Here is a 26,253-nt window from a genome sequence, read left to right on the forward strand (position 1 = left end):
TGTCGCAAGGGCCGCTACATTTGAGCGTCTCCGAAACCCTGAGCCGAGCGTGCAAGTCACCCGCATCCTGGCCGTGCGCCACGGTGAAACCACCTGGAACCGCGACACGCGCATCCAGGGCCACACCGACATCGACCTCAATGACCACGGCCGTTGGCAGGCGTCGCGGCTGGGCCAGGCGCTGCGCGACGAGAGCGTGGCCGCCATTTACAGCAGCGATTTGCGGCGCGCACGCGACACGGCCCAGGCGGTGGCCGACCACCACAGCCTGCCCGTGCACGCCGAGATCGGCCTGCGCGAGCGCGGTTTTGGCCGCTTCGAGGGCCACACCTGGGACGAACTTGAACTGCGCTACCCCGCCGAAACTCTGGCCTGGCGCAAGCGCATGCCCGACTTTGCCCCGCCCGGCGGCGAAACCCTGCTGCAGTTGCGCGAGCGGGTGGTGGCCACGGTGATCGGCCTGGCCGAGCGCCACCTGGGCGAACAGATCCTGGTGGTGGCGCACGGCGGCGTGCTCGACGTGCTGTACCGCGCCGCCACACGACTGGAGCTGCAGGCGCCGCGCACCTGGCAACTGGCCAACACCGGCGTCAACCGCTTGCTCTGGTCGCCCGAGGGTCTGGCCCTGGTGGGCTGGGGCGATGTGCGCCACCTGCAGGTGGGCGACGACGAGGACGTGCTCGATGAGCGCAGCGCCTGAGATCGCCGTTCCCGATCGCTTCGCCGGCCTGATCGGTCAGGCGGTGGCCGCCATCGACACACCCGCCCTGGTGATCGACCTCGACGCCATGGACCGCAACCTGCACCGCATGGCCGATTTCTGTCTTGCCCGCGGGATGCGGCTACGCCCGCACGCCAAGATGCACAAATGCGCCGAGCTGGCCCTGCTGCAGATGGCACACGGCGCGGTCGGTGTGTGTGTGCAGAAGATCGGCGAAGCGCTGGCGCTGGCGTCCAAAGGGGTGGGCGACATCTACGTCAGCAACGAAGTGGTCGACCCCCGCAAGCTGGCCCGGCTGGCCACTGCCGTGCGCACGGGCGGCACCCGCTTTGCCATCGCGGTCGACAGCCTGGTCGGCATTCAACACTTGGCGCAGGCGCTGGCACACGCCGGCGTGAGCGCGCCCGGAGCGATCGACGTGTTCGTGGAAATCGATGTCGGGCACGGGCGCTGCGGCATGGCGCCCGGCGTGCCGGCCGGCGAGCTGGCCCGGACTGTTGTGGCCCAGCCGGTGCTGCGCTTTGCCGGCCTGCAGGCCTACCACGGCGCGGCCCAGCACTATCGCTCCGCGGACGAGCGTCGCGCCACCGTCGCGGCGGCAACGCAGGCGGTACGGGCCACGTGCGACGCGATCGAAGCAATGGGCATCGCGGTGCCCCTGGTCACGGGCGCGGGCACCGGCACCTTCATTCACGAAGCCGCCAGTGGCGTGTGGGGCGAACTGCAGGCGGGCTCCTACCTGTTCATGGACGCCGACTACGCGGCCAACCAGGCCGATCCCGCGGCACCGGCGTTCGAGCACGCCTTGTTCGTCAAGTCGCAGGTGATGAGCCGCCCGCAAGGCCGTGCTGTGGTGGATGCCGGCCACAAGAGCCACGCCATCGACAGCGGCCTGCCGCGCGTGTGGCTGCCCCAGGGCCTGGACTTTGCCAACGGCGGCGATGAGCACGGCGTGCTGCGCGGCGCCCACCTGCCCGAACTGGGCGAAACCGTGTGGCTGGTGCCCGGGCACTGCGACCCGACCGTCAACCTGCACGACGTGATGGTGGGCGTGCGCGGTGGCCTGATTGCCGGCCGTGTCGAGCGGCTGCTGCCGGTGGACGCTCGCGGCGCTCTGGGTTGAACTGAGCCAGGCCGGAGCCGACGGCGGCCTGACACCCACACCGGGCGTTATCAAGGCGGCCCGAAGACCCTTGCTTCCAGCCCCATGGCCTTCACGCGGGCAGCGGCCTCGACGGCCTGCGCGTGGCTATCGAACGGACCGACGCGCACCCGCGTGAGCGGCCCGCGCGACGACTCCAGCGGGTCGGTCACCACCGGCAGGCCGGCAGCGCGCAGGCGCTCGGCCGCGCGCTGCGCATTGGCCGGATCGGCAAAGATGCCCACCGCCACGCCGTGACCGTCGAAGCGGTGGCGCGGCGCGTCGGTGGCGGCAGGTGCAGCCGGCGGGCTGGCTGGTGCCATGGCGGCCGCAGGCGCTGCGGGTGTGGCGGCGGCCATGGTCTCGGGGGCTTTGGGCGCCAGGATGGGGGGCGGGCTGGGCGCCTCTGCCATGGGCGGTGGGGTAACTGCCTTGGGCGCCTCGCCCGGCGCGCGTTTCGGCTCGACTGCGGTGGCTGCTGCCGCTTCCACCGGTAAAGCCTTGGGCGATGGTTCGGCAGCGGGCTCGGCCACCGGCGCTGCGACGGGGGCTGCGTCGGGCACAGGGGGCGCGGCTTCAGCGGCAGGTGATGACGGGGTCGCTGCGGGGGCGCTCGGCGTTGCGGCGCCTTCCTTCGGCGACCCGGGCCCAGGCGCCGACTCGCTCAACACGGGCTCGGGCGTGGCCACCGCCACCGGCACCGATCCGCGCAAGGTGTGCCAGGCGCCCCAGGCCAGGGCCAGCTCGAGCGCCAGCACCAACCACCAGGCCCGGCGCGACAGCGTCGGCGCCGCCAGCAGGTTGCAGGCCTCCTGCACGGTGCGCGCGCGCCGCACCGCCACCGTCATGCGCCGGCGCGTGTCGGCGTGCAGCCAGGCATCGCCCCACCAACCGGGGGCCACCACGGCCACCACGGCGATGGCGCTGAGCAAGCCCCAGCGCACACCCGCCGGCCAGGGGCCGAACTGTTCGTGCAGCCACCACCACGTCACCAGGGCCACCATCACCAGCACAGCGTGCCAGATGGCCTGGCGCCACAGCCGCCGGTACAGCAGCCAGTGCCAGCCCAGCCAGCCAGCGGCGTGGTTCCAGTGCGGGCGCGCCATGCCGAGTTCATCGAACCGCGCGAAGGCCGGCAGGTAGTGCGCCAGGCGCCCCGGCCCCAGCGCTGCGCGGTACAAGGCCTCGGTCGCGCTGGCCGCCGCCGCCATGGCCGGCGCCGGTGCGGTGGCGTCGGGCAGGACGGAGGGTGCGCTGGTCTCGGCCATGGTGGGCAGTGTCAGGAGCCGTCGGTGAACAGGCCGCCGGCGCTTTGCGGCGGCGCCACACCCAGGTGGCGGTAGGCCGCCAGTGTGGCGGTGCGCCCGCGCGGCGTGCGCTGCAGGTAACCCTGCTGAATCAGGTAGGGCTCGATCACGTCCTCGATGGTGTCGCGCTCTTCGCCAATGCTGGCGGCAATGTTGTCCAGCCCCACCGGGCCGCCGTCGAAGCGGTGGATGACGGCCTCCAGCAGCTTGCGGTCCATCAGGTCGAAGCCCTGCGGATCGACGTCGAGCATGGCCAGCGCGCGCTCGGCAATGGCCTTGCTGATGTGGCCGCCGCCCTTCACATCGGCGTAGTCGCGCACCCGGCGCAGCAGGCGGTTGGCGATGCGCGGCGTGCCGCGCGAACGGCGCGCGATCTCGAACGCGCCGTCATCGTCGATCGGCGCGTTGAGCAGCCCGGCGCTGCGGCGCACGATGCGCGCGAGTTCATCGGCCGTGTAGAACTCCAGCCGGGCGACGATGCCGAAGCGGTCTCGCAGCGGGTTGGTGAGCATGCCGGCGCGGGTGGTGGCGCCCACCAGCGTGAAGGGCTGCAGGTCGAGTTTGATGCTGCGCGCAGCCGGACCCTCGCCAATCATGATGTCGATCTGGTAGTCCTCCAGCGCGGGGTAGAGGATCTCCTCGACGACGGGCGAGAGGCGGTGGATCTCGTCGATGAAGAGTACGTCGTTGGGTTCGAGGTTGGTCAGCAGCGCCGCCAGGTCCTTGGGCTTTTCCAGCACCGGCCCGCTGGTCTGGCGCAGGTTCACGCCCAGCTCCTGCGCAATGATGTGCGACAGCGTGGTCTTGCCCAGGCCGGGCGGGCCGAACAGCAGCACGTGGTCGAGCGCCTCGGCGCGCTTCTTGGCCGCGCCGATGAAGATCTCGAGCTGCTCGCGCACCTTCATCTGGCCCACGTACTCGTCGAGCAGCTTGGGGCGCAGCGCGCGCTCGATCGCCTCTTCCTTGGGCGACACGCTCACCGGCGAGATCACGCGCGGCGCGGGGGCAAAGTCGTCGGTCTGGATGCTCATGCGTTGCTCCGCCGGGCCGCCCCAAGGCGCAACCGCCCCCCCGGGGGGCAGCGCAGTACACGAAGTGACAAGCGTGGGGGTTTCATTTCGCCAGCGCCTTGAGTGCCAGCTTGATGCCCTCGGTCACACCGACGTCGGCCGGCAGGGCCTTGAGCGCAGCAGCGGCGTCCTTTTCGCTGTAGCCCAGCGCCATCAGCGCCTGCTGGATGTCGCTTTGGGCGTCGCTGCGGGTGGCGCCGGCGGGCAGACCAAGGTCGACGCCCAGCTTGCCCTTGAGCTCCAGCAGCAGCCGCTCGGCCGTCTTCTTGCCGATGCCGGGCACCTTGACGATGCGCCCGGTCTCCTGGGTGCTGACGGCCTGCGCGAGGTCGCTCACCGACAGGCCCGAGAGCACCGACAGCGCGGTGCGCGGGCCCACGCCGCTGATCTTGATGAGCTGGCGAAAGGCGTCGCGCTCGCCCGCGCTGGCAAAGCCGTAGAGGATCTGCGCGTCCTCGCGCACGACGAAGTGGGTGAGCAGCGACACCTTCTCGCCGCTGGCGGGCAGCAGGTAGAAGGTGCTCATGGGCACGTCCACCTCGTAGCCCACGCCGTGGCAGTCCAGCAGGATCTGGGGCGGGTTCTTCTCCAGCAACGTGCCGGTCAACTTGCCTATCATTCGTGTCCTCTTGGCGCCTGGGGTGAGCAGACACCCCGAAGGAATTATCGGCTTGATTCTCAGACACACCTTCAGCCCCCCGGACAACACCCGCATGGCCCACCTGTGCGGCCCGCTGGACGCGCACATCCGCAGCATCGAAGCCGCGCTGCAGGTGAAGGTGGCGCACCGCTTCGAGCAGTTCCGGGTGGAAGGCCCCAAGGCCAAGGCGCAGCGCGCCATGGAAGTGCTTCAGGCGCTGTACGAAATGGCGCGCGGCCCGATACCGCCCGAGCAGGTGCAGCTCATGCTCAGCGGCGACACAGCACTGGCCGAAAGTGGCGACGGTGCGCCGGCCATGCAGACACGCCGTGGCGAGGTGCGCGGGCGTACGCCCAATCAGGCCCGCTACCTGGAGAACATGTCGCTGCACGACATCACCTTCGGCATCGGCCCGGCCGGCACCGGCAAGACCTACCTGGCCGTGGCCTGTGCGGTGGACGCGCTGGAGCGCAGCGCGGTGCAACGCATCGTGCTCACGCGTCCGGCGGTGGAAGCGGGCGAGAAGCTCGGCTTTCTGCCCGGCGACCTGGGCCAGAAGGTCGATCCGTACTTGCGCCCCCTGTACGACGCGCTCTACGACCTGATGGGCTTCGACAAGGTGCAAAAGGCCTTCGAGCGCCAGCAAATCGAGATCGCGCCGCTGGCCTTCATGCGCGGGCGCACCCTCAACCACGCCTTCGTCATCCTCGACGAGGCGCAGAACACCACGCCCGAGCAGATGAAGATGTTCCTCACCCGCATCGGCTTCGGCAGCAAGGCCGTGGTCACCGGCGACGTGAGCCAGATTGACCTGCCGCGCACGCAGCTCAGCGGCCTGATCGACGCCGAACGCGTGCTCAAGCGGGTGCAGGGCATCGGCTTCACCCGCCTGAGCAGCGCCGACGTGGTGCGCCACCCGCTGGTGGCGCGCATCGTCGACGCCTACGAGGCGCGCTCGCCCTCGGCCGAAGACGGTGCCGCACCCGCGCGCCGCAGCCGGCGCAGCGAGGACTGAAGGAGACGCCATGGCCCTGCCCGACCTGAGCCTGTCCCTGCAATTCGCCCGCTTCGACGGCGTGTCCGAGCACCGCGCAGCGCTGCCGCGTGCCTTCGTCGTGCGCTGTTTGCGCCATGCGCTGGCGCGCGACGCCGAACTCACGGTGCGCATCGTCGATGCCGACGAGGGCCGAACGCTGAACCGCGACTACCGCGAGAAGGACTACGCCACCAACGTGCTCACCTTCGACTACGCGATTGAACCCATGGTGATGGCCGACCTGGTGTTGTGCGCCCCGGTAATCGCCGCTGAGGCAAAGCAACTGAAGAAACCGCTGGCGGCGCACTACGCCCACCTGCTGGTGCACGGCGCGCTGCACGCGCAGGGCTGGGACCACGAAACCAGCGAGGCCGACGCCGAGGCCATGGAGGCGCGTGAGGTGCAGATCCTCGCCGGCCTGGGTCAGCCCAACCCCTACACCTGATCGGCACTCTGCGGCCGCAAAGCCGGGTGATTCGGTGGGCGAAAGGGTCTGGTCACTTACCCGTAGGGGGTATCGGCTTTTAGGATGGTCGCTCCTCAACCCCCGCAAGGAGCACCCATGGCCGGCTGGTACGAACTCTCCAAGAACGACAAAGGGCAGTTTCGCTTCGTGCTCAAGGCCGGCAACGGCCAGGTGATCCTGACCAGCGAGCAGTACGAGGCCAAACCCTCGGCGCAGAACGGCATCGCCTCGGTACAGAAGAACGCCCCGATGGACGAGCGCTACGAGCTCAAGACCGCCAGCGATGGACGCCCGTTCTTCAACCTCAAGGCGTCCAACGGGCAGGTGATCGGTACCAGCCAGATGTACTCGTCAGAGGCCGCGCGTCAGACCGGCATCGACTCGGTCAAGGCCAACGGGCCGAGCACCGAGGTGCGCGAGGTCTGAACCCCTCGCGGTCTCAGGCGCTCATGCGCATCGGGATGGTCACCGGCCCGTCGTTGACCAGGTGCACCTGCATGTCGGCGCCGAAGCGGCCGGTGGCCACGGCGGCATGGGCGGCGCGCGCCTGGGCCACGAAAGCATCGTAGAGCGCCTCGCCCAACGCGGGCGGCGCGGCGTTGGTGAAGCCGGGGCGGTTGCCGCCCGAGGTGTCGGCCGCGAGCGTGAACTGGCTGACGATCAACAGCCCGCCACCCACGTCCTGCACGCTGCGGTTCATCTTGCCGGCGTCGTCGGCAAAGATGCGCAGCTTGAGGATCTTGTTCAGCAGCTTCTGGCCCACGGCCTCGGTGTCGGTGGGCTCGGCGCACACCAGCACCAGCAGACCCGGGCCGATGGCGCCGACGGTCTGCCCGGCGATGTCCACGCGCGCCTCTCGCACGCGCTGCAGCAGGGCAATCACTTCAGGTCCCTCTCGTCGTCGAAGTGCGCTTCCACGTCGGTGGGCAGCAACTGGATGGTGGCGCGCAGCCCGGGCACCGCGCTCATCAGTGCCTGCTCGACGCTGGTGCGCAGGGCGGCGGCGCGTCCCAGGGTCCAGCCGGCCGGCATGTGCATGTGCAGGTCGACGAAGCGCCGCGCACCAGCCTTGCGGCTGTTGATGTGATCGAAGCGGATGATGTCGGTGGTGCCGCGGCTGTAGGCAAAGTCGGCCAGCGTGGCTTCGATGGTCTGCTGCAGGTCGGGGTCGAGGGCTTCGTCCATCAGCCCACGCGAGGCGTCGCGCATCAGGTGAACCCCTTCGCGCAGGATGTTCAGCGCCACCAGCATGGCCAGCACCGGGTCGAGCCAGAGCCAGCCCGTCACACCAACGAGCGCGATGCCCGCGACCACGCCGACCGAGGTCCAGACGTCGGTGAACAGGTGGCGGGCATCGCCCTCGAGCGCGGCCGATCGATGGACCCGCGAGGCCCGCAGCATCACCCAGGCCAGGCCGCCGTTGAGCGCCGAACTGATCACCGACAGCCACAGGCCCAGCCCGACCTGTTCGATCGGCTGCGGCGCCATCAACCGCCCGATGGCGGCCCAGACGATGCCGCCGGCCGCCGCGATGATGAGCACGCCCTCAAATCCCGAGGAGAAGTACTCGGCCTTGTGGTGGCCGTAGGGGTGCTCGTCGTCGGCCGGCCGCGCGGCGATGGTGACCATCAGCAGCCCGAAGGTGGCGCCGGCCAGGTTCACCAGCGATTCCAGCGCGTCGGAGAGCAGGCCGACCGAATCGGTAACCCACCAGGCACCGGTCTTGAGGGCAATGGTGACCAGCGCCACGGCCACCGAGGCCTGGAGCAACCGGTTGGGTGGAAGGCGTTCAAGTGCGGCAATCATGAGCGCATTGTCGCGTGCCAGAATGCCCCGCATGCGAGGCACATGGTGGTCGAGGCTGGGCTGGGTGGCGGCGGGCCTGGGCCTGGCGCTGGTGGGCAGCGCCCTGATCGCGCAACGCGACCTGCAAGCCCGACGCGCCGCCTTCGAAACCGACGCCCGCATTGCGCACCGATTGCTGAGCCAGCAGGCGGTGCAACACGATGCAGTGCTGGCGACCTTGCGGCTGCTGGCGCCCACGCGCAACGACGCACTGCCCAGGCTGAGCGCGATCCACCCCCGGGTGCAGAAGGTGCTGGCGCGCGCGGCCGGCGAAACCTGGCCCGACGCAACGCTGAGTCGAGCGGAGGAAGCGTCTCGTGCTGTGGGTCATGCCGTCATGGCGGACGACCGGATCGCCGATGGGCACTACACCCTGGTGCAGGCCGCAGGCGAGAGCGCGTATGCACTGGAGATTGCCCTGGATGGCCTGGTGCCCGACGCCGACTGGCCCATGGACCGCACCAACAGCCCGGTGCGCGTCGCGCTCGCGCTGGATAAGCAGATCTTCCCGGTGCAAGCCGGCAGGCCATTGACCCAGGGTTGGCACTTCGACTTCGACAAGGTCGTCGCCGCTGAAAGCCAGCCCATGCACGTCGTGGCCACGCGCTGGGTTGGCTGGGGCGAACTGCCCTGGACGGCCATGGCGGGGTGGACCGTCGCAGTGGTGGCGGCTCTGTGGGCCCTTCGGCAGGGGCTGCGCCAGCGAGAAGCGCGCCAGCGGGCCGAGGCCCTGCTGCGTCTGGGCCAACTGGGTCGCCTCAACGCCATGGGCGAGTTCGCGGCCGGTCTGGCGCACGAGCTGAACCAGCCACTGACGGCGGTACTGGCCAACACCCAGGCCGCGCAGCGGATGCTCAAGGACGATCCACCGGCAATCGCCACCGCGCAGGACGCCATGGGCGCGGCAGCGGCCCAGGCGCGCCGCGCCGCCGATGTGCTGGGACGCCTTCGACGTGGGCTTGAGCAGGACGCCAGCACAAACCTCCAACGTCCGTTGGCGCTGGGACCTTGCGTGCGCGACGCGCTGCATTTGATGCATCCCGACATCGAGCAGCTGGGCGTAACGGTGCGCTGGCTGCGCGACGAGCCCGTCACGGTGATGGCCGATCCAGTTGCCCTCGATCAAATCGTGCACAACCTGCTGAGCAACGCCTTGCAGGCACTGGCCCGGCAGACACACAGACCGCGGGCGCTGCGCCTGTCCATCCAGCGCGACGGCAGCAGCGCCGTGCTGCAGGTGGAAGACACCGGCCCGGGCCTGTCGCCCACCGAGCGAGAGCGGGTGTTCGAGCCATTCTTCACCACCCGCGAGGGCGGGCTGGGCTTGGGTCTGACGCTGAGCGAATCGCTTGCCCGGGCCCAGGGTGGCGAGCTGAGCGCAGACCACGCCCCCGACGGCGGCGCCTGTTTTCGCCTGCGTCTGCCGTGCCATGGAGACACCGAATGAGCCACGATCACCAATCGCCCACGGTGCACCTGATCGACGACGACGACGCCGTTCGCGAAAGCCTGTCGCTGCTCATCGGTACGGTCGGTTTGCGCGTGGTGGGCTGGTCGCAGCCGCAGGCCTTCCTGGCCGGGTTCGACCGCGAAGGCATTGGCGCCATCGTGCTGGATGTGCGCATGCCCGGCACCAGCGGCCTGAGCGTGCTCGATACGCTGGTCGCACAGGGCGTGGACCAGCCGGTGATCATGCTCACCGGCCACGGCACCGTGGACATGTGCCGGCGCGCCTTCAAGGCCGGTGCGGCCGAGTTCCTGGAAAAGCCGGTCGATGACGAGGCGCTGATCGATGCCTTGCAGCAGGCAGTGCGCCAACACGTGATGCGCCGCCAGCGCAGCCAGACGGAGAGCCTGGCCCGGGAACGCTGGCAACAGCTGTCGCCGCGCGAGCGCGAGGTGCTGGCGCTGATCGTCGAGGGCTTGAGCAACAAGGCCATCGCACGCCAACTGGGTCTGTCGCCGCGCACGGTGGAGACCCATCGCGCGCATGTCTTCGACAAGCTGCAGGTCGATTCGCTGGCGCAACTGGTGCGCGACTTTGCCGCACTGGTGGCCCAGCGCCCCGCTGCGTAGTTCTACGCAGGTCGGGGCGTAGCCGCGCGAATGGCGAGCGAACGCCTGGATTTCTACAGTGGCGCCACGGTTGATCGAACCGCCCCTCACTGGAGAACAAACCCATGCGTCCCACCCTTGCTACCGCCACTACCCTGGCCTTGATCGGCTCCGTCACCCTGGCGCACGCCGAGGCTGTCCGCACTGAGCGCACCCTGACGCTGGAACTGGCCAATCGCCTGGCCGCTGGCGCGGTGGCCGCGTGCAGCGCCAACGGCCATGCCGTCACCGCCACCGTGGTCGACCGGGCCGGTCAGGTTCGTGCCCAGCAGCGCGCCGACAACGCCGGCCCGCACACGCTGGAAGCCAGCCGGCTCAAGGCCTACACCTCGGCTTCGGCGCGCAACAACACGCTGGCCATGATGGAGACCGCGCAAAAGAACCCCGGCGCGGCCAACCTGGTGAACATCCCGGGCTTTCTGCTGCTCGGCGGTGGCGTGCCGGTGCGCGCGGGCAACGAGGTCATTGGCGCCATCGGCGTCGGTGGCGCGCCGGGCGGTCACCTCGACGAGCAATGCGCGGTCGCGGCGATCGAGCAAGTCAAGGCGCAACTGCAATGAAGCGGCGCACCCTGCTGCTGCTGGCGGCAACGGCTGCAGTGGCCCATGTGCACGCGCAGGTGCCCCCCACGGCCAGCGAGGCCGCGGTCTATCAGGGCCTGCACGCGGCGGCCCATCGGGGCGACGTTCCCGCCATCGAGCGCCTGCTGCGGGCAGGCGCAGCCATCAACGCCACCGACCCTGCCGGGCGCACGCCATTGCACGTGGCCACGTTTGCACGTCGGCCCGCCGCGGTGCAGGCACTGATGAAGGCGGGCGCTGACCACGCCGCGCTGGAGCAAGGGCGCTACGACGCCGTGACCATCGCATCGGTGGCCGACGACGAAGACTGCCTGCGTGTGCTGCTGTCGAGCGGTGCCAGCGCCCGGCTGGTCACCAGCCGCTACGACGGCACGGCGCTGATCGCGGCCGCCCACCTCGGACACGACGGCGTGGTGCGCCAGCTGATCGCCGCCGGCGCGCCGCTGGACCACGTCAACAACCTGCACTGGACGGCGGTGATCGAATCGATCGTGCTGGGCGATGGGGGTGTGCGTCACCAGGCGACCCTGAAGGCTCTCATCGATGCGGGTGCCAACCTGCAACTGAGCGACCGCAGTGGCCAGACCCCATTGGCACTGGCGCGCAGCCGGGGCTACTCGGCGATGGCGCAGACGCTCACGCAGGCTGGCGCCCGCTGAGCACTGCCCTCAAGCCAGCGTGACCCGAGCGAACTTGCGCTTGCCAACCTGCACCACGTAGGTCCCGCCGGCCAGCTTGAGACCCTTGTCGCTGACCACCGCGCCATCGACACGCACGCCGCCGCCGTCGATGAGGCGGTTGGCTTCGCTGGTGGAGGGCGCCAGGCCGGCCGACTTGAGCAGTGCGCCGATGCCCAGCGGCGCGCCACCGAGCGAGACCTCGGGGATGTCGTCGGGCACGCCGCCCTTGCTGCGGTTGATGAAGTCCTGCTCGGCGGCCTCGGCCGCGGCGGGGTTGTGAAAGCGCGCGGTGATCTCCTTGGCCAGCATCACCTTGGCGTCCTTGGGGTTGCGTCCCCCCACCACCTCGGCCTTGAGCGCCGCAATGTCGTCAAGCGACTTGAACGACAGCAGCGTGTACCAGCGCCACATCAGGTCGTCGGAAATGCTCAGCACCTTGGCGAACATGGTGTTGGCGTCTTCGGTGATGCCGATGTAGTTGTTCTTGCTCTTGGACATCTTGTCCACGCCATCCAGGCCTTCGAGCAGCGGCATGGTGAGGATGCACTGCGGCTCCTGGCCGTACTCGGCTTGCAGGTGGCGCCCCATGAGCAGGTTGAACTTCTGGTCGGTGCCACCGAGCTCGAGGTCGCTCTTGAGCGCCACCGAGTCGTAGCCCTGCATCAACGGGTAGAGGAACTCGTGCACGCTGATCGGCGTGCCGGCGGAAAAGCGCTGGTGGAAGTCGTTGCGCTCCATCATGCGCGCCACGGTGTACTTGGCCGCGAGCTGGATCATGCCCATCGAGCCCAGCGGCAGACTCCATTCGCTGTTGTAGCGAATCTCGGTTTTCGCCGGGTCCAGCACCAGGCTGGCCTGCTTGTAGTAGGTCTCGGCGTTGGCCTTGATCTGCTCGGGCGTGAGCGGCGGACGCGTGCTGTTGCGTCCCGACGGGTCGCCGATCAGGCTGGTGAAGTCGCCGATGAGGAAGATCACCGTGTGGCCCAGGTCCTGCAACTGGCGCATCTTGTTGAGCACCACGGTGTGGCCGATGTGGATGTCGGGGGCGGTCGGGTCCAAGCCGAGCTTGATGCGCAGAGGCGTGCCGGTGCGCTCGGCACGTGACAATTTTTGGACCCAGTCGGCCTCGGGTATCAATTCTTCGCACCCCCGCCGCGTCACCGCCAGTGCGTAGCGCACGCCGTCCGTCAGCGTGTCGGCGCCGCTGGGTTCGCCAGCCGGCAAGACGGGCGAATTTAGGCCGTTCTTCATACGTGTTTCTTCCGATGGGAGGGGGTGGGCGCGTCGTTACAATTGCCGCCCGTCGCCGGATTTTAGTTGGCGTGTTTTTTGCACTGTCTGAAACACGCAGTAAAGACCGGCCAGCCGCGTGAACTCTCACGCAGCCGTCCGCTCACTCCCTGGATGCCGGTGTGTGGCCTTGCTGCCCGCACCGGCCCTTTCATGGATGACCGAAATTGATACGCCAGACCCTCAACGCCGCCAGCCAGCTTGGCCGCCAGACCGCTGATTCGATCGCCCGCCACCCGCGCCGCCTGATGGGTGGCCTCGGCGTGTTGCTGCTGGGCACCGGCGTCACCGCCTTCGGCATCGCCCCCCTGGCACCCGACGCCGCCAAGCTGCCGGTGCACGAAGTGGTTGAGGCACTGCCCGCCAGTGCCCAACCCACGCTGATCCCTGCGCCCATGACGGCCGGCGACCTTGCCCAGGGCAACCCGCTGCTGGCCGACGCCCAACCCTGGACGCTGTACCGCAGCGACGTCACCCGCCGTGACGACACGCCCCAGACCCTGCTGCAACGCCTGGGCGTCAACGACGCCGAAGCGCAGACCTTCCTGGGCCGCGACAGCGTGGCCCGCCAACTGCTGGCCAGCCGCTTCACCCGCCTGGTGCACGCCGAGGCTTCGCCCACGCAGACCCTGCAACGCCTGACTGCGCGCTGGCCCGATGGTGGCAACGACCGCGGCTTTGTGCGCCTCGTGGTTGAGCGCGGCCCCGACGGGCTGAGCTCGCGCCTCGAAAAGGGCGAACTCGAAGCGTCGTCGCGCCTGGCCGGCGGCGAAATCCAGAGCTCGCTGTTTGCCGCCACCGACGCCAGCAACATCCCCGATGGCGTTGCGGTGCAACTGGCCGAAATCTTTTCCTCAGACATCGATTTCCGACGCGACCTGCGCAAGGGCGATCGCTTCAACATCGTCTACGAAACCCTCACCGCCGACGGTGAGCCGCTGCGCACCGGCCGCGTGCTGGCCGCCCAGTTCATCAACGCCGGGCGCAAGCACGAGGCCATGTGGTTCGAGGCCGCCGGCCTCAAGGGCGGCTACTACGGCTTCGACGGCGAGAGCAAGCGTCGCTACTACCTGTCATCTCCGCTGGAGTTTTCGCGCGTGAGCAGCGGCTACGGCATGCGATTCCACCCGGTGCTTGGCCGCCAGCGCGCCCACCTGGGTGTGGACTTCGCCGCACCCACCGGCACGCCGGTGCGCACCGTGGGCGACGGGGTCATCGAGTTCGCCGGTGTGCAGCGCGGCTATGGCAACGTCATCATCGTGCGCCACCGCAACGAGCAAAAGACGGTCTATGCCCACCTGAGCCGCATCGGTGTGCGCACCGGGCAGCGCGTGGATCAAGGCGATTTCATCGGCAACGTGGGCACCACCGGCATGTCCACCGGCCCGCACCTGCACTTCGAGTTCCGCGACCATGGCCAGCACCAGAACCCGCTGACCATCGCCCGCCAGTCCGAAGCGCTCAAGCTGCCCGCCAACCTGCGCAGCGCCTTCGCTGAAGTGGCCCAGGCACAGCGCCTCAAGCTCGACGCTGCCGCCACAGTTGAGCAGGCCAGCGCCGACTGAGCGCCGCTGCGGCACAACGCCGGCCAGTAAAAAAGGGAGCCAAGGCTCCCTTTTTTGTTGTGCCCAGACAGTCGGGCGGCGATCAGACGCTGAAGCTCGACCCGCACCCGCAGGTGGTGGTGGCGTTCGGGTTCTTGATCACGAACTGGGCACCCTGGAGGTCTTCCTTGTAGTCGATCTCGGCGCCCACCAGGTACTGGTAGCTCATGGCGTCGATGAGCAGGGTGACACCGTTCTTGGACATGGAGGTGTCGTCTTCATTGACCACCTCGTCGAAGGTGAAGCCGTACTGGAACCCGGAGCAGCCACCGCCCTGCACGAACACGCGCAGCTTGAGATCGGGATTGCCTTCTTCGGCCACCAGCTCGGCCACCTTGGCGGCGGCACTGTCGGTGAACACCAGCGGCGCCGGGAATTCTTCGGTTTGAACGGTTTCGGCCACGGCAGACATGGGCAATCCTCTCGGTGCGCAGCGGCGCCATCGCCCCTGCAAAGGCCGCAATGGTACGGCAGAGGTGCGCGAGCGCCGAATCAGCGATCGTTTGCCGCCAATTTGAGTGGGGGCATTTCACCCGCCGCGTCGGCCGCCACCGGGCGCATCTGGCCGGAGATGCGCGCACCCTGGTGCATTTCGATCGAGCGGTAGGACACGTCGCCTTCGATCTGCGCCTTGGGCTGCAATTCGAGCAGCTCGCGCGCCAGCACTGGCCCCTTGACCCGACCGTCAATGATGACGTGGTCGGCTTCGATCGAACCCGTGACCGACGCAACCTCGCTGACGATCAGGATGCTGGCGTCACCAGCAACGGCGCGGATGTTGCCGGCCACCTCGCCATCGATGCGCAGGCCTTCGCTGAACATCAGATCGCCCTGAATCCGGGTCCCCTGCGCGATCAGGCTTTTGATCGGGGGTTGCTTGGTTTTGCCGAACATGGCGATCTCCTGTGGTGTCGAGTCGTCACAACTCGAGGGTCTGAACCGAGCGCACCGAAGCACCTTGAAGCACCTTGGCCGTCACGGACTTGACCTCGACCTGGGCAGGCAAATCGATGACGCCCTCCTGCCGCAGGTAACCCTTGACGACCACCGATTGCGGGTTGGGCGACTGCCTGGACGACCAGGGCTTGCCCGCCAAAGTACCGGTAAACGTGATTTCCAGCACGCCGCGGAATTCTGGCGCGCGACGGGCGGCCTGGATCATCAGAACCTGCCAACGCCACTGTGTGGCCGACAGACGTTCCGCCTGGAGCCCCCGAATGGCCAGGCTGTCGCCCCCGCTGGCCGGAATGAGTCGCTCGAAAAAGCCCAGGTCGTTGCGCAGCGACTGGTTGTCGGCTTCCAGCTGACGGATCTGCACGCGCAACTGTTCGGCCATGGCGCGCTCGGTGGTGAGCTGGCTTGCCGCCGTCACGTTGACGGCGCGGGCATCGGCCAACTCCGCCCGCAGCGCGGCGCTGTCATGGCGCAACTGTTGAAGCTCCTCGCGGGCATTGCGATCCAGGCCGGCGATGTCGCGCCCGAATTCAAAGGCCCAGAGTGCCAGCGCCCCCGAAAAACCCAGCATGAGGGCCAGCACCAGCCAGCGCAGTGGCCACGGCAGAGCGCTGCGCACCGCCATTCGCGGTGCCCCGCCTTTCCATCGCCTACGCACCAAGCGCCAACGCATGCAACCCTTTCATTCAAAGTGCAAGCAAAAGAAAGCGACCCCCAGAAAGCAGAAACCGCCCCAAGCAAGCTTGCAGGCGGTTTCCACAGGTCGCTGTAGGCAGGCGATCAGCGCTTGCTGAACTGCTTGCGACGGCGCGCAGAGCGCAGACCGACCTTCTTACGTTCAACCTCGCGGGCGTCGCGGGTCACGAACCCGGCTTGCGACAGCGCGGGCTTGAGGGTCGCATCGTAGTCGATCAGGGCGCGGGTGATGCCGTGGCGCACGGCGCCAGCCTGACCCGATTCACCGCCACCGTGCACGTTGACCTGGATGTCGAAGGTCTCGACGTTGTCGGTCAGCACGAGCGGCTGCTTGGCGATCATGATCGAGGTCTCGCGGCCAAAGAACTGCTGGATGTCCTTGCCGTTGACCGTGATCTTGCCGCTGCCCTTCTTGAGGAACACGCGGGCGACGCTGGATTTGCGACGGCCGGTGCCGTTGTTCCATTCACCAATCATTCAGGGCTCCTTCAGATGTCCAGCGTTTGCGGCTGCTGGGCGGTGTGGGGATGCTCGGCGCCGCCATAGACCTTGAGCTTCTTGATCATGGCGTAGCCCAGCGGGCCCTTGGGCAGCATGCCCTTGACGGCCTTCTCGAGCGCGCGGCCGGGGTGCTTGGCCTGCATGTCGCGGAAGTTGGTGGCGTAGATGCCGCCCGGGAAGCCCGAGTGACGGTAGTAGATCTTGTCGGTGGACTTGGTGCCCGTCACGCGCAGCTTGGCTGCGTTGATGATGACGATGTAGTCGCCCGTGTCGACGTGAGGCGTGTAAATGGCCTTGTGCTTGCCGCGCAGTCGGAGAGCCACTTCACTGGCAACTCGTCCGAGGACCTTGTCGGTCGCGTCAATCACAAACCACTCGCGCTTCACGTCAGCGGGTTTGGCGCTGAACGTTTTGGTCATGAGTTTCTCTTTACGAGGGGTTTGGCGGCCCTTTTCCACGGTCGGCGGTTCTCTGACGGAACCCTCTTAGGTGGTGTTTCAGCCAATGACTGAACTTCGCCGCGGGGCCAGCTGAAGCGCTGCGAAGCCCGCCATTATACGAATTCCCGGGCCTTGCGCCTATTCCGGCGTACCATCGCCGCCCCATGTTCTCTTACCGCCACGCTTTTCACGCCGGCAACCACGGTGACGTCCTCAAGCACATGGTGCTGATCGCCACCCTGCGCCACCTCATGCTCAAGCCGGGCACCCTGACGATGGTGGATACCCACGCCGGGGCCGGACTGTACCGCCTGGACAGCGATTTCACCGACAAGGGGGGCGAGGCCACCCATGGCGTGGTGCGTCTGTTCGAGGTGCTGCGGCCAGCCGCCGGGCAGGCGCCCGAGTCGACCCCGGTGCTCGACGATTACCTGGACCTGGTGGCGGGCTTCAACCCGGACGGCGCCCTGCGCGTGTACCCGGGCTCGCCCTTTGTCATGCAGCACCTGATGCGCCATGACGCGCGCGACCGGCTCAAGCTGTTCGAGCTGCACCCCACCGACGGCAAGTCGCTCAGCAGCAACGTCGCGCAGCTGGAAGCCGGACGCAGCGTGGTGGTGGTGCGCCAGGATGGGTTTGAAGGCCTCAAACCCTTGCTGCCGCCCCCTGCCGATGCGCAGGGCTCGCGGCGCGCCCTGGTTTTGATGGACCCCAGCTACGAACTGAAAAGCGATTACGGCAAAGTGAGCGCCTGCATACAGGACGCCGTCAAGCGCTTTGCCACGGGTACCTATGTGGTCTGGTATCCGGTGATTCCCCGTACCGAGGCTCACGACTTGCCACGCAAGTTGCGCGGTCTGGCGCAACGCGCCGGGCGCGGCTGGCTCAACGCCACGCTGGCCATCGGCCACCCTCCCCTGGCACCCAACGAGCGCCCCGGACTCACGGCCAGCGGCATGTTCGTGATCAACCCGCCCCACACCCTGGCCGAGGGCTTGAAGGCCAGCCTGCCCAGACTGGTGGACATCCTCGGGCGCGGCCGCGGGCAAGGCCACACCTTGGAGCACGGCAGCGCCTGAGGCGCCGGACCAGGTCAGGGGCGCGCCAGCACCAGGGTCCACAAATAGGGTTGGCCGTCGCCTTCGCGTTTCACGCAGGCCAGACCTACGTCGGTCACGTTGGCCTTCATGAGGTTCTGGCAATGGCCGGTGCTGGCCAGCCAGGCGGCCAGCGCCGCGTTCAGGCTGGACTGGCCGGAGGCCAGGTTTTCCGCCACCACAGTCCAAGCGTACCCACTGGCCGTGACCCGGGTCCCCACCGACGAGCCATCGCTACCGGTGTGGTCGAAGAACCTGTTGATTGCCATGTCGGTGCCGTGGCGTTCGGCGGCCTGCGCCAACCGCGCGTCCCATGCCACTGTTGGCACGGCGGGATACTGCACGCCGCCACAGCTTTGCGCTGATGTGCGAAGCAAGTTAACGGCGGGCGCGGTCGCCGCGCTGAGGTCGCCCACCCGGCAGGCGACGGTCTTGACCTGCGAGGCCGGGGCCGTGCCTGCAGCATCAGCGCCACCGCCCCCACCACCGCAGGCGGACAGCGCAGCAGAAAGCTGCGCTACGAAGATGGTCAGGAAGGCAAGGCGCCAGCGTGGAGAAGACGGCTTGAGTGAGGGCATGGGGCCTGTGTGCCGGAACGGCCCACCGGGTTCCCGATCAACGGAATCCAATTAGCCGACCGATCGGTCGGCTAATTTGCTAGACTGCGCGCCTCACCCCCGACGGCGAGGAGACGCGCATGTACACACAATCCTTCAACGTGCCCGACGGCGGGCAGGCCGCGCCCGGCCCACAGGCCGTGCCCAACGAGGCCGACGCCGCACTGCAGGCGCATTTCGACGCCGCCATCGACGCCGACGGCAAGATCGAGCCGCGCGACTGGATGCCCGAGGCGTATCGCAAGACGCTGGTGCGCCAGATCAGCCAGCACGCCCACAGCGAGATCGTCGGCATGCTGCCCGAGGGCAACTGGATCAGCCGCGCCCCGAGCCTCAAGCGCAAGGCCATCCTGCTGGCCAAGGTGCAGGACGAAGGCGGCCACGGCTTGTACCTCTACAGCGCGGCCGAAACGCTCGGCACCAGCCGCGACCAGATGGTCGAGGCGTTGCACAGCGGCAAGGCCAAGTACAGCTCGATCTTCAACTACCCCACCCTGAACTGGGCCGACGTCGGCGTGATCGGCTGGCTGGTCGATGGCGCGGCGATCATGAACCAGATTCCGCTGTGCCGCTGCAGCTACGGGCCGTATGCGCGCGCCATGATCCGCGTCTGCAAGGAAGAGAGCTTTCACCAGCGCCAAGGCTACGAAGCGCTGCTGACCATGATGCAGGGCACCGACGAACAAAAGGCCATGGTGCAGGACGCGGTGAACCGCTGGTGGTGGAAGTGCCTGGCCATGTTCGGCCCGCCCGACGACAACAGCCCCAACAGCGTGCAAGGCATGCGCTGGGGCATCAAGCGCATCAGCAACGACGCGCTGCGCCAGAAGTTCGTCGATGCCACCGTGCCGCAGGCCGAGGTACTGGGCGTGACACTGCCCGACCCCGAGCTCAAATGGAACGAGGCCAAAGGCGGCCACGACTTTGGCGCCATCGACTGGGACGAGTTCTGGCAGGTGGTCAACGGCAACGGCCCCTGCAACAAGGAGCGCCTGGCCACCCGCGTCAAGGCCTGGGAAGACGGCGCCTGGGTGCGCGAAGCCGCGCTGGCCCACGCCCGCAAGCAACAACAACGCGACATGAAGGAGGCCGCATGAACGCGCCCGCATTGAAGGAATGGCCGCTGTGGGAAGTTTTCGTGCGCAGCAAGCAGGGCCTGGAGCACAAGCACTGCGGCAGCCTGCACGCCAGCGACGCCCAGCACGCGCTGCAGATGGCGCGCGACGTGTACACCCGCCGCCAGGAAGGCGTGAGCATCTGGGTCGTGCCCTCGGCCAGCATCACCGCCAGCGAGCCCGACAGCAAGGACGCCTTCTTCGACCCGGCGGCCGACAAGATCTACCGCCACCCGACCTTCTACGAGATCCCCGACAAAGTGGGGCACATGTGATCGGCCGTTTTGCGTTGGGCGTCTGGCGTTCAGCGCGAGGGAACACACCATGAATTCGCCCAACGCTCAACGCCCAACCCACAACGGGGCGCCAACGGCGCCCATAGGCTACCTGCTGCACCTGGCCGACAACGCGCTGGTGTTCGGGCAGCGCAACGCCGAATGGTGCGGCCACGGGCCGGTACTGGAGGAAGACCTCGCGCTGGCCAACCACGCGCTCGATCACATGGGGCAGGCCCGCCTGCTGTACCAGCACGCCGCCACCTGCATCAACGCCGACCCTGCACTGACAAAGGCCTTCGACCACCTGCAGGGTGCGCGCGGCGATGGGCAGGTCAGCGAGGACACGCTGGCCTACTTCCGCAGCGCGCACGAATTCCACAACTACACCTTGCTGGAGTTGCCGCACCACGGCCCGCTGGCCGGCCCGGCGCGCGCCGACCGCGACTACGCCACCACCATCGTGCGCAACTTTCTCTACGCCGCGCTAATGAACCTGTGGTGGACGCGCCTGCAGGACAGCGCCGACACGCAGCTTGCCGGCATCGCCGCCAAGTCGCTCAAGGAAGTGCGCTACCACCTGCGCCACGCGGGCGACTGGCTGGTGCGCTTTGGCGACGGCACCGCCGAGAGCCACGCGCGCGCGCAGGCCGCCCTGCATCACCTGATGCCCTACACGCAGGAGTTCTGGACCGGCAGCGACGCCGAAGCCGCGGCGGTGGCCAACGGCACCGGCGTGGCGCTGAGCGAGCTCAAGCCGGCCTGGGACGCGCTGGTCGACGAAGCGCTGGCCGAAGCCACACTGCAGCGCCCCAAGGACAGCGGCTATGTGAGCCAGGGCAAGCGCGGCGTCCACTCCGAGCACATGGGCTTTCTGCTGGCCGAGATGCAAAGCCTGGCGCGCGAGCACCCCACCGCCACCTGGTGAGCACCATGCGGGCCAGCGCCGCCAACCTCGATACCGTGCGCGCTGCCATCGCGCACCTGGCCGACCCCGAGATTCCCGTGGTCAGCCTGAGCGAGCTCGGCATCCTGCGCGAGGTGCGCGCGGGTGACGACGGTGTGCCCGAGGTGGTCATCACGCCCACCTACAGCGGCTGCCCCGCCATGGGGCAGATCGAGGACGACATTCGCGCGGCCCTGCGCGAGGCCGGCATCGACGCGCGCGTGTGCACCCAGCTCTCGCCCGCCTGGACCACCGACTGGATGAGCGCCGACGCGCGCGAGAAACTGCGCACCTACGGCATTGCGCCACCGAACGGGCGCGCCGCGCACGGGCACGACAAGGTCATCAGCTTCGCGCGCCGCGCCGCCACCCAACCCGTGCCCTGCCCGCGCTGTGGCTCGACCCACACCACCGAGACATCGCCCTTCGGATCGACCGCCTGCAAGGCGCTCTACCGTTGCCTCGACTGCCTCGAACCCTTCGACCTTTTCAAGCCCTATTGACCATGAGCACCACGCCCCGCGGATTCGTCGACCTGCCCATCGCGCGCGTCAGCCCCGAGGCCGCCGGCTCGGTCGCCATCACCCTGTCCGTGCCGGACGCGCAGCGCAGCGCCTTCGCCTTCGAGCCCGGGCAGTTCCTTACCGTGCGCGCGCGCATCGACGGGCAGGACGTGCGGCGCAGCTACTCGATCAGCAGCCCGCGCAGCCTGTACACGAAAAAAGGCGAGCTCACGCTGGGCATCCGTCCGGTCGAAGGCGGCGTGTTCAGCAACTGGGCCGCCACCCAGCTCAAGGCCGGTGACCACCTGCTGGCCATGCCGCCCGACGGGCGATTCACCGTGCACCGCCCGCGCGCGCTGCACCGCGTGGGCTTTGCCGCGGGCTCGGGTATCACGCCCATCCTGTCGATCATGACCAGCACGCTGGAGGAGTCACCCACCGCAAAGTTCACCCTGGTCTACGGCAACCGCCGCATGGCAAGCGTGATGTTCAACGAAGCCCTGCAGGACCTGAAGGACCGCTACCGCGACCGCCTCACGCTCATCCACGTGCTTTCGCGCCAGGCGCAGGAGGTGCCGCTGCTCGAAGGCCGCATCGACGGCGACAAGGTGCGCGCCATCATCGGCGCCCTGCTGCCGGTGGGCAGCATGGACGAGGTCTTCGTCTGCGGGCCCGAAGCGATGATCGAAGCCACCGAACAGGCGCTGCTGGGCGCGGGCGTCAAACCCGAACGCATCCATTGCGAACGCTTCAGCTCGCCGACACTGGACGCCATGCCCAGCGCACAGCGCGCAACGGTGCAGCTCGGCCACACCGAACGCCAGCAAGGTGAGGTCGCCCTCACGGTGGTGCTGGACGGCAAGCCGCACGAGTTGCGCATGGGCCGCGACCAGCACGTGCTCGACGTGGCGCTCGAAGCCGGCCTGGACCTGCCGTGGTCGTGCCGCGGCGGCGTGTGCTGCACCTGCCGCGCCAAGGTGATGCAGGGCAGCGCCCAGATGGACAAGAACTTCACGCTGGAGCCCTGGGAAATGGAGCAGGGCTTTGTGCTGAGCTGCCAGGCCCGGCCCACCAGCGACCGCATTGTCGTCAGCTACGACGAGCGCTGAGGGGTGCGTCAGGATTTGAACGATCCGTAAACGCAGACGTACATCCCCTTGCCTGGCAGGACGACGCCGGCTAGGGGGCAAATCTCCCAGGCAGACAGAACCTCAAATCTCCCGACAGATGTGTTGCCGCAGATGGTCCACCACCGCACGGACGCGATGGGCTTTTCTGACATCGCGCTGCATCACGAGATAGACCGGACGAGAAACAGGTGCTTCGTGGGTCTCGACGACCACAAGCTCGCCGCAGCTCTCAGCCAGGAAGTTGGGCAGCAGCGCCAGCCCGAGCCCGGCGGCCGCAGCCTTGAGTGCGACGCGAGGGCTGTTGGTCTGCAAGGCTATCTCGCGACCGGCGGCCAGACGGATCAACGCGTCATTGAGAAAAGGCTGATGCAGGTCCGAATAACCGACAAATCTGCGCTTGTGCCACACCTCGCCTGACCAGCCAGCAAGGCCATAGAGCCCATAGCTCACCGAACAGACCCGCTGGCTCACAAGCTCGGCGCCCTCGACCTTGACCATGCGCAGCGCAATGTCGGCCTCGCCGCGAGACAGGTTGGCGCGGTCGGTGGCACCGAACAATCGCAATTCGATCTGCGGGTGGTCCGCCGCAAACCCGGCCAGGGCTGGAATCACCACGTCGCTCAGCAGATCGGGCGGCGCGGTCAGGGTCACGCTGCCGGCCTCCTTGCCCATGTCCTGCGCGCTGCGCACCACACCCAGCACCTGACCTTCGATCTGCAGGACACGCTCACGCAAGGCATTGCCTTCTTCGGTCAGTACCCAACCTCTCACAAGGCGGTTGAACAACCGCAACTTCAGGGTTTCTTCCAGTCGGCCAATGCGCCTGACGATGGTGGAGTGCTCGACCTTGGCGAACCGGGCGGCGCCCGCGATGGAGCCTTCACGCGCCACGAGTGCGAAGTGTTTCAGGTCATCCCAGACCAATTCCGATGCTGGCAATTTCTGCACCCTCAGTTTGCGAATTTGAAGAATTGACCATGTCGAACACCCCACCAAGAATGCCGCACTGCAGCAAGCTGCACGATCAACAACCGATCAACTTTTTTCAGAACCGCACACAACATGAAAATTCTTCACATAAATGCATCCACCCGCGGCGAAGAGAGCCAGTCTTTGGCTGTTGCCGAACGGCTCATCGCAAAGTTGCGGACAGCGCCCAACGCGACAGTGGATCGGCTGAACCTGTTCGATGGTAGTTTGCCTGCCTTCGACGCCAACGCCGTGGGCGCCAAGATGGCGTTGTTCACCGGGGCCAACGCGACCGCAGCGCAGAAGGCCACCTGGACCCAGGTCGAATCGGTGTTCAAACGCTTCGCCGCCGCCGATGTCTATGTGGTCAACACCCCACTCTGGAACAACGGCATTCCCTATGTCCTCAAGCAGTTCATCGACCTGGTCACACAACCCGGTTGGACTTTCGGCTTTGACCCTGCCAAGGGCTACAGCGGCCTGATGGCTGGCAAACGCGCCTTCGTGGTGCATGCAAGTGGCGTCTATCACGAAGGCATCCCGCCGAACTTCGGCTCTGACTTCGCAACGCCCTATCTGGCGGACTGGTTCAATTTCATCGGCGTGACCGATCTGGAGCAGATCCACGTCGCGCCGACCGTTGTGAATGCCGACTATGCGGCCACAAAGGCGACGGCGATCGCCAGAGCCGAGTCGCTGGTTGCGTAAGGATCGCAACATGAACAGGCATCGTCTTTCGCCCGTGCTGGCAGAGCAGTCGCTTTCTGCCCAGACACGTCCACCCGCTCAAACGAGGTCCCTATGCGAATCGGTTTGACGGGGACCTACTCATCCGGAAAAACACTCACGTCACTGGTCGCTTCGAGATATCTCGGCGTACCGCGAACCGAAGCGTCGACCATGCGCGAGATCCTGCCGCATGCGGCACCAGGCAAGACGCTTGAGGAATGCACCGCCGCGCAACTGATCCAGATGATCGTGGCTCGCCACAGCGAGCGCGTCGTCCATGAGAGTCGACTCAGCCCTGAATTCATTTCGGACGGCTGCTCACTGCAGGAGTGGATCTATGGCAGCGTGCGCGTCAAATACGGCATCAACCCGAACGCGTCCATCCACCTTGCACCGGATGAAAGCGTGGAAAAGACAGGCGAGCTGGCACTTTTCGAAGACGTGATGTGGGAACTGGGCAAAGCCTTCAAACGCCACGTCAAATCTTCCTTCGACCATTTCGTGCACCTCAGAAACGAATTGCCGTTGGCAAAAGACGGGCATCGGCCAGTGAACGAGAACTTCCGCCGCTCTTCTGATGAATTCCTTCTCACAACCCTTGATGAGATGGAAATGCCCTATACGGTGATTGGCGGAACGCTGGAGGAACGCGCTGACAGGATTGCAGAGATCTTTGGCAAGGAGCCCGTCATGCCCGTCGCCGAAGCGGTGCGACATGCAAGCGCTCATTACGCAACCCTTCTCATGTAATTGGCACAACAGGGAGTAAATGGTGGAAATCGGCTACTACGAAAGCATCGATGACTTTCTCGGAAAACGTCATGGTCGCTACTTTGGTGATGGCTATCTGAAGTCCGCGCAGACCATTCGCGACTTCGAGCTGTCCGGGGGACCTCATGGCATGCGGTTTTCAAGCCTCGGCGAGGTCCGTTTGCCCGACATGTGGTCGCTCAAGGGCGAGAGCAAACAGAAGCCGCATCTGAGCACGATCGACGTGATCGAATTCGCTCTGGAGTGTTTGCGCCAGTTTCGCATCTGCCTGCGACGCGGCCACGAACTGACAACCGATCTGCTTCATGGCATGTCCATCGTCGCCGGCAACAGCCCCATCGAGGACAACATGGACGCCGTGGTGATCACGGGTCAGGTCGTGCCTGACGGCAACGCCAACGAGGTCATGACCTTGAAGGTGGGCAACATGGATGTCACGCTGTACATGCGCCCCGAAACCCAGCGCGTTACGCGAGGACTGACTTTCAGCAGAACACCGGTGGAGTTGGGTCAGGTGCTGCTCAATACCGAGAAGATGCATGCCTCGGCGATGGCCAGCCCAAAGCCGATGGAGCCTGGCATGGCGTGGTCGCTTTCGGCAAGCTTTGCCTGCGCGCTCCAGCTTGGCCAACTGCTGCTGTACAAGCTTGACAAGGTCGATCGCGCCAGCAGCAACACACTGTGGATGAAGAAGACGGAGATCCGTTTCTCCGATCTGGTTCCCAGTGCTGGTGGTGTCCAGCCAATCCATGTGCATCTCAACGACGTTCTGAAGTACGAAAAGTCCGATGGTGAGTGGCGCCGGGCCAACGTCTGCGCCGCGTTCTGCAACACACAGATCACCTGCCGCGTGACGCACCGCCTGCCTGCGCAGGTGCAGTTGATGCACTGAGCGTTGATCTTGTCCGCTGTCCGCCGATGGGTGTTTCGGCGGGCAGCACTGTCAGCACATCACACGCCAGCAATCCGACGACCCAGTTGCCTGGGTTGAGGTACTCATGTCTCCCGGACTGA

At 67.1% G+C, this 26,253-nt stretch carries 32 protein-coding genes; 19 read left to right on the forward strand and 13 right to left on the reverse strand.

Annotated elements, in window-relative coordinates; translation table 11 throughout:
• Positions 1 to 49 precede the first annotated feature (49 nt).
• The gene (locus tag KF871_RS14780; protein ID WP_291144056.1) at positions 50 to 700 is read left to right on the forward strand and encodes a histidine phosphatase family protein; all 651 of its coding nucleotides are present in this window, start codon (positions 50 to 52) and stop codon (positions 698 to 700) included.
• Complete coding sequence (locus tag KF871_RS14785) at positions 684 to 1,844, forward strand: DSD1 family PLP-dependent enzyme (protein WP_291144059.1); 1,161 nt, start codon at positions 684 to 686, stop codon at positions 1,842 to 1,844. Before KF871_RS14780 ends, KF871_RS14785 begins: the two co-directional genes overlap by 17 nt.
• Positions 1,845 to 1,894: 50 nt before the next feature.
• Here the strand turns inward: KF871_RS14785 and KF871_RS14790 are convergent, their stop codons facing one another.
• From KF871_RS14790 to ruvA, 3 genes are all read right to left on the reverse strand, one after another.
• Entirely contained in the window at positions 1,895 to 3,130 is a 1,236-nt protein-coding gene (locus tag KF871_RS14790; protein ID WP_291144063.1) for an SPOR domain-containing protein, read from the reverse strand.
• Between the two features lie 11 nt (positions 3,131 to 3,141).
• Positions 3,142 to 4,200, reverse strand: a complete 1,059-nt coding sequence (gene ruvB, locus KF871_RS14795) for a Holliday junction branch migration DNA helicase RuvB (protein ID WP_291144066.1) — start codon at positions 4,198 to 4,200, stop codon at positions 3,142 to 3,144.
• An 82-nt stretch (positions 4,201 to 4,282) separates the two neighbouring features.
• Complete coding sequence (gene ruvA, locus KF871_RS14800; RefSeq protein WP_291144069.1) at positions 4,283 to 4,858, reverse strand: Holliday junction branch migration protein RuvA; 576 nt, start codon at positions 4,856 to 4,858, stop codon at positions 4,283 to 4,285.
• A 52-nt stretch (positions 4,859 to 4,910) separates the two neighbouring features.
• On the opposite strand from ruvA, the gene KF871_RS14805 reads away from it, so the two are divergent.
• The 3 genes from KF871_RS14805 (at position 4,911) to KF871_RS14815 (ending at position 6,807) form a co-directional block, all read left to right on the forward strand.
• Positions 4,911 to 5,894, forward strand: coding sequence for a PhoH family protein (locus tag KF871_RS14805; RefSeq protein ID WP_291144072.1), 984 nt, complete (start codon positions 4,911 to 4,913; stop codon positions 5,892 to 5,894).
• Between the two features lie 10 nt (positions 5,895 to 5,904).
• Complete coding sequence (gene ybeY, locus KF871_RS14810) at positions 5,905 to 6,360, forward strand: rRNA maturation RNase YbeY (RefSeq protein ID WP_291144075.1); 456 nt, start codon at positions 5,905 to 5,907, stop codon at positions 6,358 to 6,360.
• 117 nt (positions 6,361 to 6,477) lie between these two features.
• Positions 6,478 to 6,807 (forward strand): YegP family protein, encoded by a 330-nt coding sequence (locus KF871_RS14815; protein WP_291144078.1) that lies wholly within the window; start codon positions 6,478 to 6,480, stop codon positions 6,805 to 6,807.
• A gap of 13 nt (positions 6,808 to 6,820) precedes the next feature.
• Here KF871_RS14815 and dtd read toward each other — a convergent pair whose 3' ends face one another.
• Complete coding sequence (dtd, locus tag KF871_RS14820; protein WP_291144080.1) at positions 6,821 to 7,264, reverse strand: D-aminoacyl-tRNA deacylase; 444 nt, start codon at positions 7,262 to 7,264, stop codon at positions 6,821 to 6,823.
• Positions 7,261 to 8,187 carry a cation diffusion facilitator family transporter gene (locus KF871_RS14825; protein WP_291144083.1) on the reverse strand — a complete coding sequence of 309 codons (927 nt, stop codon included), beginning with the start codon at positions 8,185 to 8,187 and terminating at the stop codon, positions 7,261 to 7,263. Before KF871_RS14825 ends, dtd begins: the two co-directional genes overlap by 4 nt.
• A gap of 31 nt (positions 8,188 to 8,218) precedes the next feature.
• Here KF871_RS14825 and KF871_RS14830 point away from each other — a divergent pair, with 31 nt between their 5' ends.
• From KF871_RS14830 to KF871_RS14845, 4 genes are all read left to right on the forward strand, one after another.
• Complete coding sequence (locus KF871_RS14830; protein WP_291144086.1) at positions 8,219 to 9,673, forward strand: HAMP domain-containing sensor histidine kinase; 1,455 nt, start codon at positions 8,219 to 8,221, stop codon at positions 9,671 to 9,673.
• Positions 9,670 to 10,302: a response regulator gene (locus KF871_RS14835; protein WP_291144089.1), complete on the forward strand. Its 633-nt coding sequence runs from the start codon at positions 9,670 to 9,672 to the stop codon at positions 10,300 to 10,302. Before KF871_RS14830 ends, KF871_RS14835 begins: the two co-directional genes overlap by 4 nt.
• A 104-nt stretch (positions 10,303 to 10,406) precedes the next feature.
• A complete protein-coding gene (locus tag KF871_RS14840) occupies positions 10,407 to 10,901 on the forward strand; it encodes a heme-binding protein (protein WP_291144092.1) in 495 nt (164 codons plus the stop codon).
• The gene (locus KF871_RS14845; protein ID WP_291144095.1) at positions 10,898 to 11,581 is read left to right on the forward strand and encodes an ankyrin repeat domain-containing protein; all 684 of its coding nucleotides are present in this window, start codon (positions 10,898 to 10,900) and stop codon (positions 11,579 to 11,581) included. Before KF871_RS14840 ends, KF871_RS14845 begins: the two co-directional genes overlap by 4 nt.
• 9 nt (positions 11,582 to 11,590) lie before the next feature.
• Here the strand turns inward: KF871_RS14845 and tyrS are convergent, their stop codons facing one another.
• Positions 11,591 to 12,853, reverse strand: coding sequence for a tyrosine--tRNA ligase (gene tyrS / locus KF871_RS14850; protein WP_291144097.1), 1,263 nt, complete (start codon positions 12,851 to 12,853; stop codon positions 11,591 to 11,593).
• Between the two features lie 206 nt (positions 12,854 to 13,059).
• Here tyrS and KF871_RS14855 point away from each other — a divergent pair, with 206 nt between their 5' ends.
• On the forward strand, positions 13,060 to 14,457 hold the full coding sequence (locus tag KF871_RS14855; protein ID WP_291144100.1) for a M23 family metallopeptidase: 1,398 nt from the start codon (positions 13,060 to 13,062) through the stop codon (positions 14,455 to 14,457).
• Positions 14,458 to 14,539: 82 nt separating this feature from the next.
• On the opposite strand, the gene erpA is transcribed toward KF871_RS14855, so the two are convergent.
• From erpA to rplM, 5 genes are all read right to left on the reverse strand, one after another.
• Positions 14,540 to 14,908 (reverse strand): iron-sulfur cluster insertion protein ErpA, encoded by a 369-nt coding sequence (erpA, locus tag KF871_RS14860; RefSeq protein ID WP_291144104.1) that lies wholly within the window; start codon positions 14,906 to 14,908, stop codon positions 14,540 to 14,542.
• A gap of 80 nt (positions 14,909 to 14,988) precedes the next feature.
• Entirely contained in the window at positions 14,989 to 15,390 is a 402-nt protein-coding gene (locus KF871_RS14865; protein ID WP_291144107.1) for a polymer-forming cytoskeletal protein, read from the reverse strand.
• Between the two features lie 25 nt (positions 15,391 to 15,415).
• The gene (locus KF871_RS14870) at positions 15,416 to 16,075 is read right to left on the reverse strand and encodes a DUF6776 family protein (RefSeq protein ID WP_367172059.1); all 660 of its coding nucleotides are present in this window, start codon (positions 16,073 to 16,075) and stop codon (positions 15,416 to 15,418) included.
• A gap of 155 nt (positions 16,076 to 16,230) precedes the next feature.
• On the reverse strand, positions 16,231 to 16,623 hold the full coding sequence (gene rpsI, locus KF871_RS14875) for a 30S ribosomal protein S9 (RefSeq protein WP_251710088.1): 393 nt from the start codon (positions 16,621 to 16,623) through the stop codon (positions 16,231 to 16,233).
• Positions 16,624 to 16,634: 11 nt separating this feature from the next.
• Positions 16,635 to 17,066, reverse strand: a complete 432-nt coding sequence (rplM, locus tag KF871_RS14880; protein WP_291144113.1) for a 50S ribosomal protein L13 — start codon at positions 17,064 to 17,066, stop codon at positions 16,635 to 16,637.
• A 185-nt stretch (positions 17,067 to 17,251) separates the two neighbouring features.
• Between rplM and KF871_RS14885 the strand changes: the two genes are divergently transcribed.
• Complete coding sequence (locus KF871_RS14885; protein ID WP_291144116.1) at positions 17,252 to 18,166, forward strand: 23S rRNA (adenine(2030)-N(6))-methyltransferase RlmJ; 915 nt, start codon at positions 17,252 to 17,254, stop codon at positions 18,164 to 18,166.
• Between the two features lie 14 nt (positions 18,167 to 18,180).
• Here the strand turns inward: KF871_RS14885 and KF871_RS14890 are convergent, their stop codons facing one another.
• Positions 18,181 to 18,762, reverse strand: a complete 582-nt coding sequence (locus KF871_RS14890) for a CAP domain-containing protein (protein ID WP_291144119.1) — start codon at positions 18,760 to 18,762, stop codon at positions 18,181 to 18,183.
• Between the two features lie 119 nt (positions 18,763 to 18,881).
• On the opposite strand from KF871_RS14890, the gene paaA reads away from it, so the two are divergent.
• From paaA to KF871_RS14915, 5 genes are read left to right on the forward strand one after another with little or no spacing between them, the layout of a single operon-like run.
• Positions 18,882 to 19,898 carry a 1,2-phenylacetyl-CoA epoxidase subunit PaaA gene (paaA, locus tag KF871_RS14895; RefSeq protein WP_291144122.1) on the forward strand — a complete coding sequence of 339 codons (1,017 nt, stop codon included), beginning with the start codon at positions 18,882 to 18,884 and terminating at the stop codon, positions 19,896 to 19,898.
• On the forward strand, positions 19,895 to 20,191 hold the full coding sequence (gene paaB, locus KF871_RS14900) for a 1,2-phenylacetyl-CoA epoxidase subunit PaaB (protein WP_291144125.1): 297 nt from the start codon (positions 19,895 to 19,897) through the stop codon (positions 20,189 to 20,191). Before paaA ends, paaB begins: the two co-directional genes overlap by 4 nt.
• A gap of 49 nt (positions 20,192 to 20,240) precedes the next feature.
• Positions 20,241 to 21,119 carry a 1,2-phenylacetyl-CoA epoxidase subunit PaaC gene (gene paaC, locus KF871_RS14905; RefSeq protein WP_291144128.1) on the forward strand — a complete coding sequence of 293 codons (879 nt, stop codon included), beginning with the start codon at positions 20,241 to 20,243 and terminating at the stop codon, positions 21,117 to 21,119.
• A gap of 5 nt (positions 21,120 to 21,124) precedes the next feature.
• Complete coding sequence (gene paaD, locus KF871_RS14910) at positions 21,125 to 21,640, forward strand: 1,2-phenylacetyl-CoA epoxidase subunit PaaD (protein WP_291144274.1); 516 nt, start codon at positions 21,125 to 21,127, stop codon at positions 21,638 to 21,640.
• Positions 21,641 to 21,642: 2 nt separating this feature from the next.
• Positions 21,643 to 22,749, forward strand: a complete 1,107-nt coding sequence (locus KF871_RS14915) for a 2Fe-2S iron-sulfur cluster-binding protein (RefSeq protein WP_291144131.1) — start codon at positions 21,643 to 21,645, stop codon at positions 22,747 to 22,749.
• Between the two features lie 102 nt (positions 22,750 to 22,851).
• Here the strand turns inward: KF871_RS14915 and KF871_RS14920 are convergent, their stop codons facing one another.
• Positions 22,852 to 23,763 (reverse strand): LysR family transcriptional regulator, encoded by a 912-nt coding sequence (locus KF871_RS14920; RefSeq protein ID WP_291144276.1) that lies wholly within the window; start codon positions 23,761 to 23,763, stop codon positions 22,852 to 22,854.
• A 69-nt stretch (positions 23,764 to 23,832) separates the two neighbouring features.
• Here KF871_RS14920 and KF871_RS14925 point away from each other — a divergent pair, with 69 nt between their 5' ends.
• The 3 genes from KF871_RS14925 to KF871_RS14935 all read left to right on the forward strand — a co-directional run bounded on the left by KF871_RS14925 (position 23,833) and on the right by KF871_RS14935 (position 26,131).
• Positions 23,833 to 24,447 (forward strand): NAD(P)H-dependent oxidoreductase, encoded by a 615-nt coding sequence (locus tag KF871_RS14925; RefSeq protein WP_291144134.1) that lies wholly within the window; start codon positions 23,833 to 23,835, stop codon positions 24,445 to 24,447.
• A 93-nt stretch (positions 24,448 to 24,540) separates the two neighbouring features.
• A complete protein-coding gene (locus KF871_RS14930) occupies positions 24,541 to 25,218 on the forward strand; it encodes an AAA family ATPase (RefSeq protein ID WP_291144137.1) in 678 nt (225 codons plus the stop codon).
• Positions 25,219 to 25,240: 22 nt separating this feature from the next.
• On the forward strand, positions 25,241 to 26,131 hold the full coding sequence (locus KF871_RS14935; protein ID WP_291144140.1) for an AvrD family protein: 891 nt from the start codon (positions 25,241 to 25,243) through the stop codon (positions 26,129 to 26,131).
• Positions 26,132 to 26,253: the final 122 nt, after the last annotated feature.

Source organism: Hydrogenophaga sp. (assembly GCF_019635465.1).
Lineage (GTDB): Bacteria > Pseudomonadota > Gammaproteobacteria > Burkholderiales > Burkholderiaceae_C > Hydrogenophaga.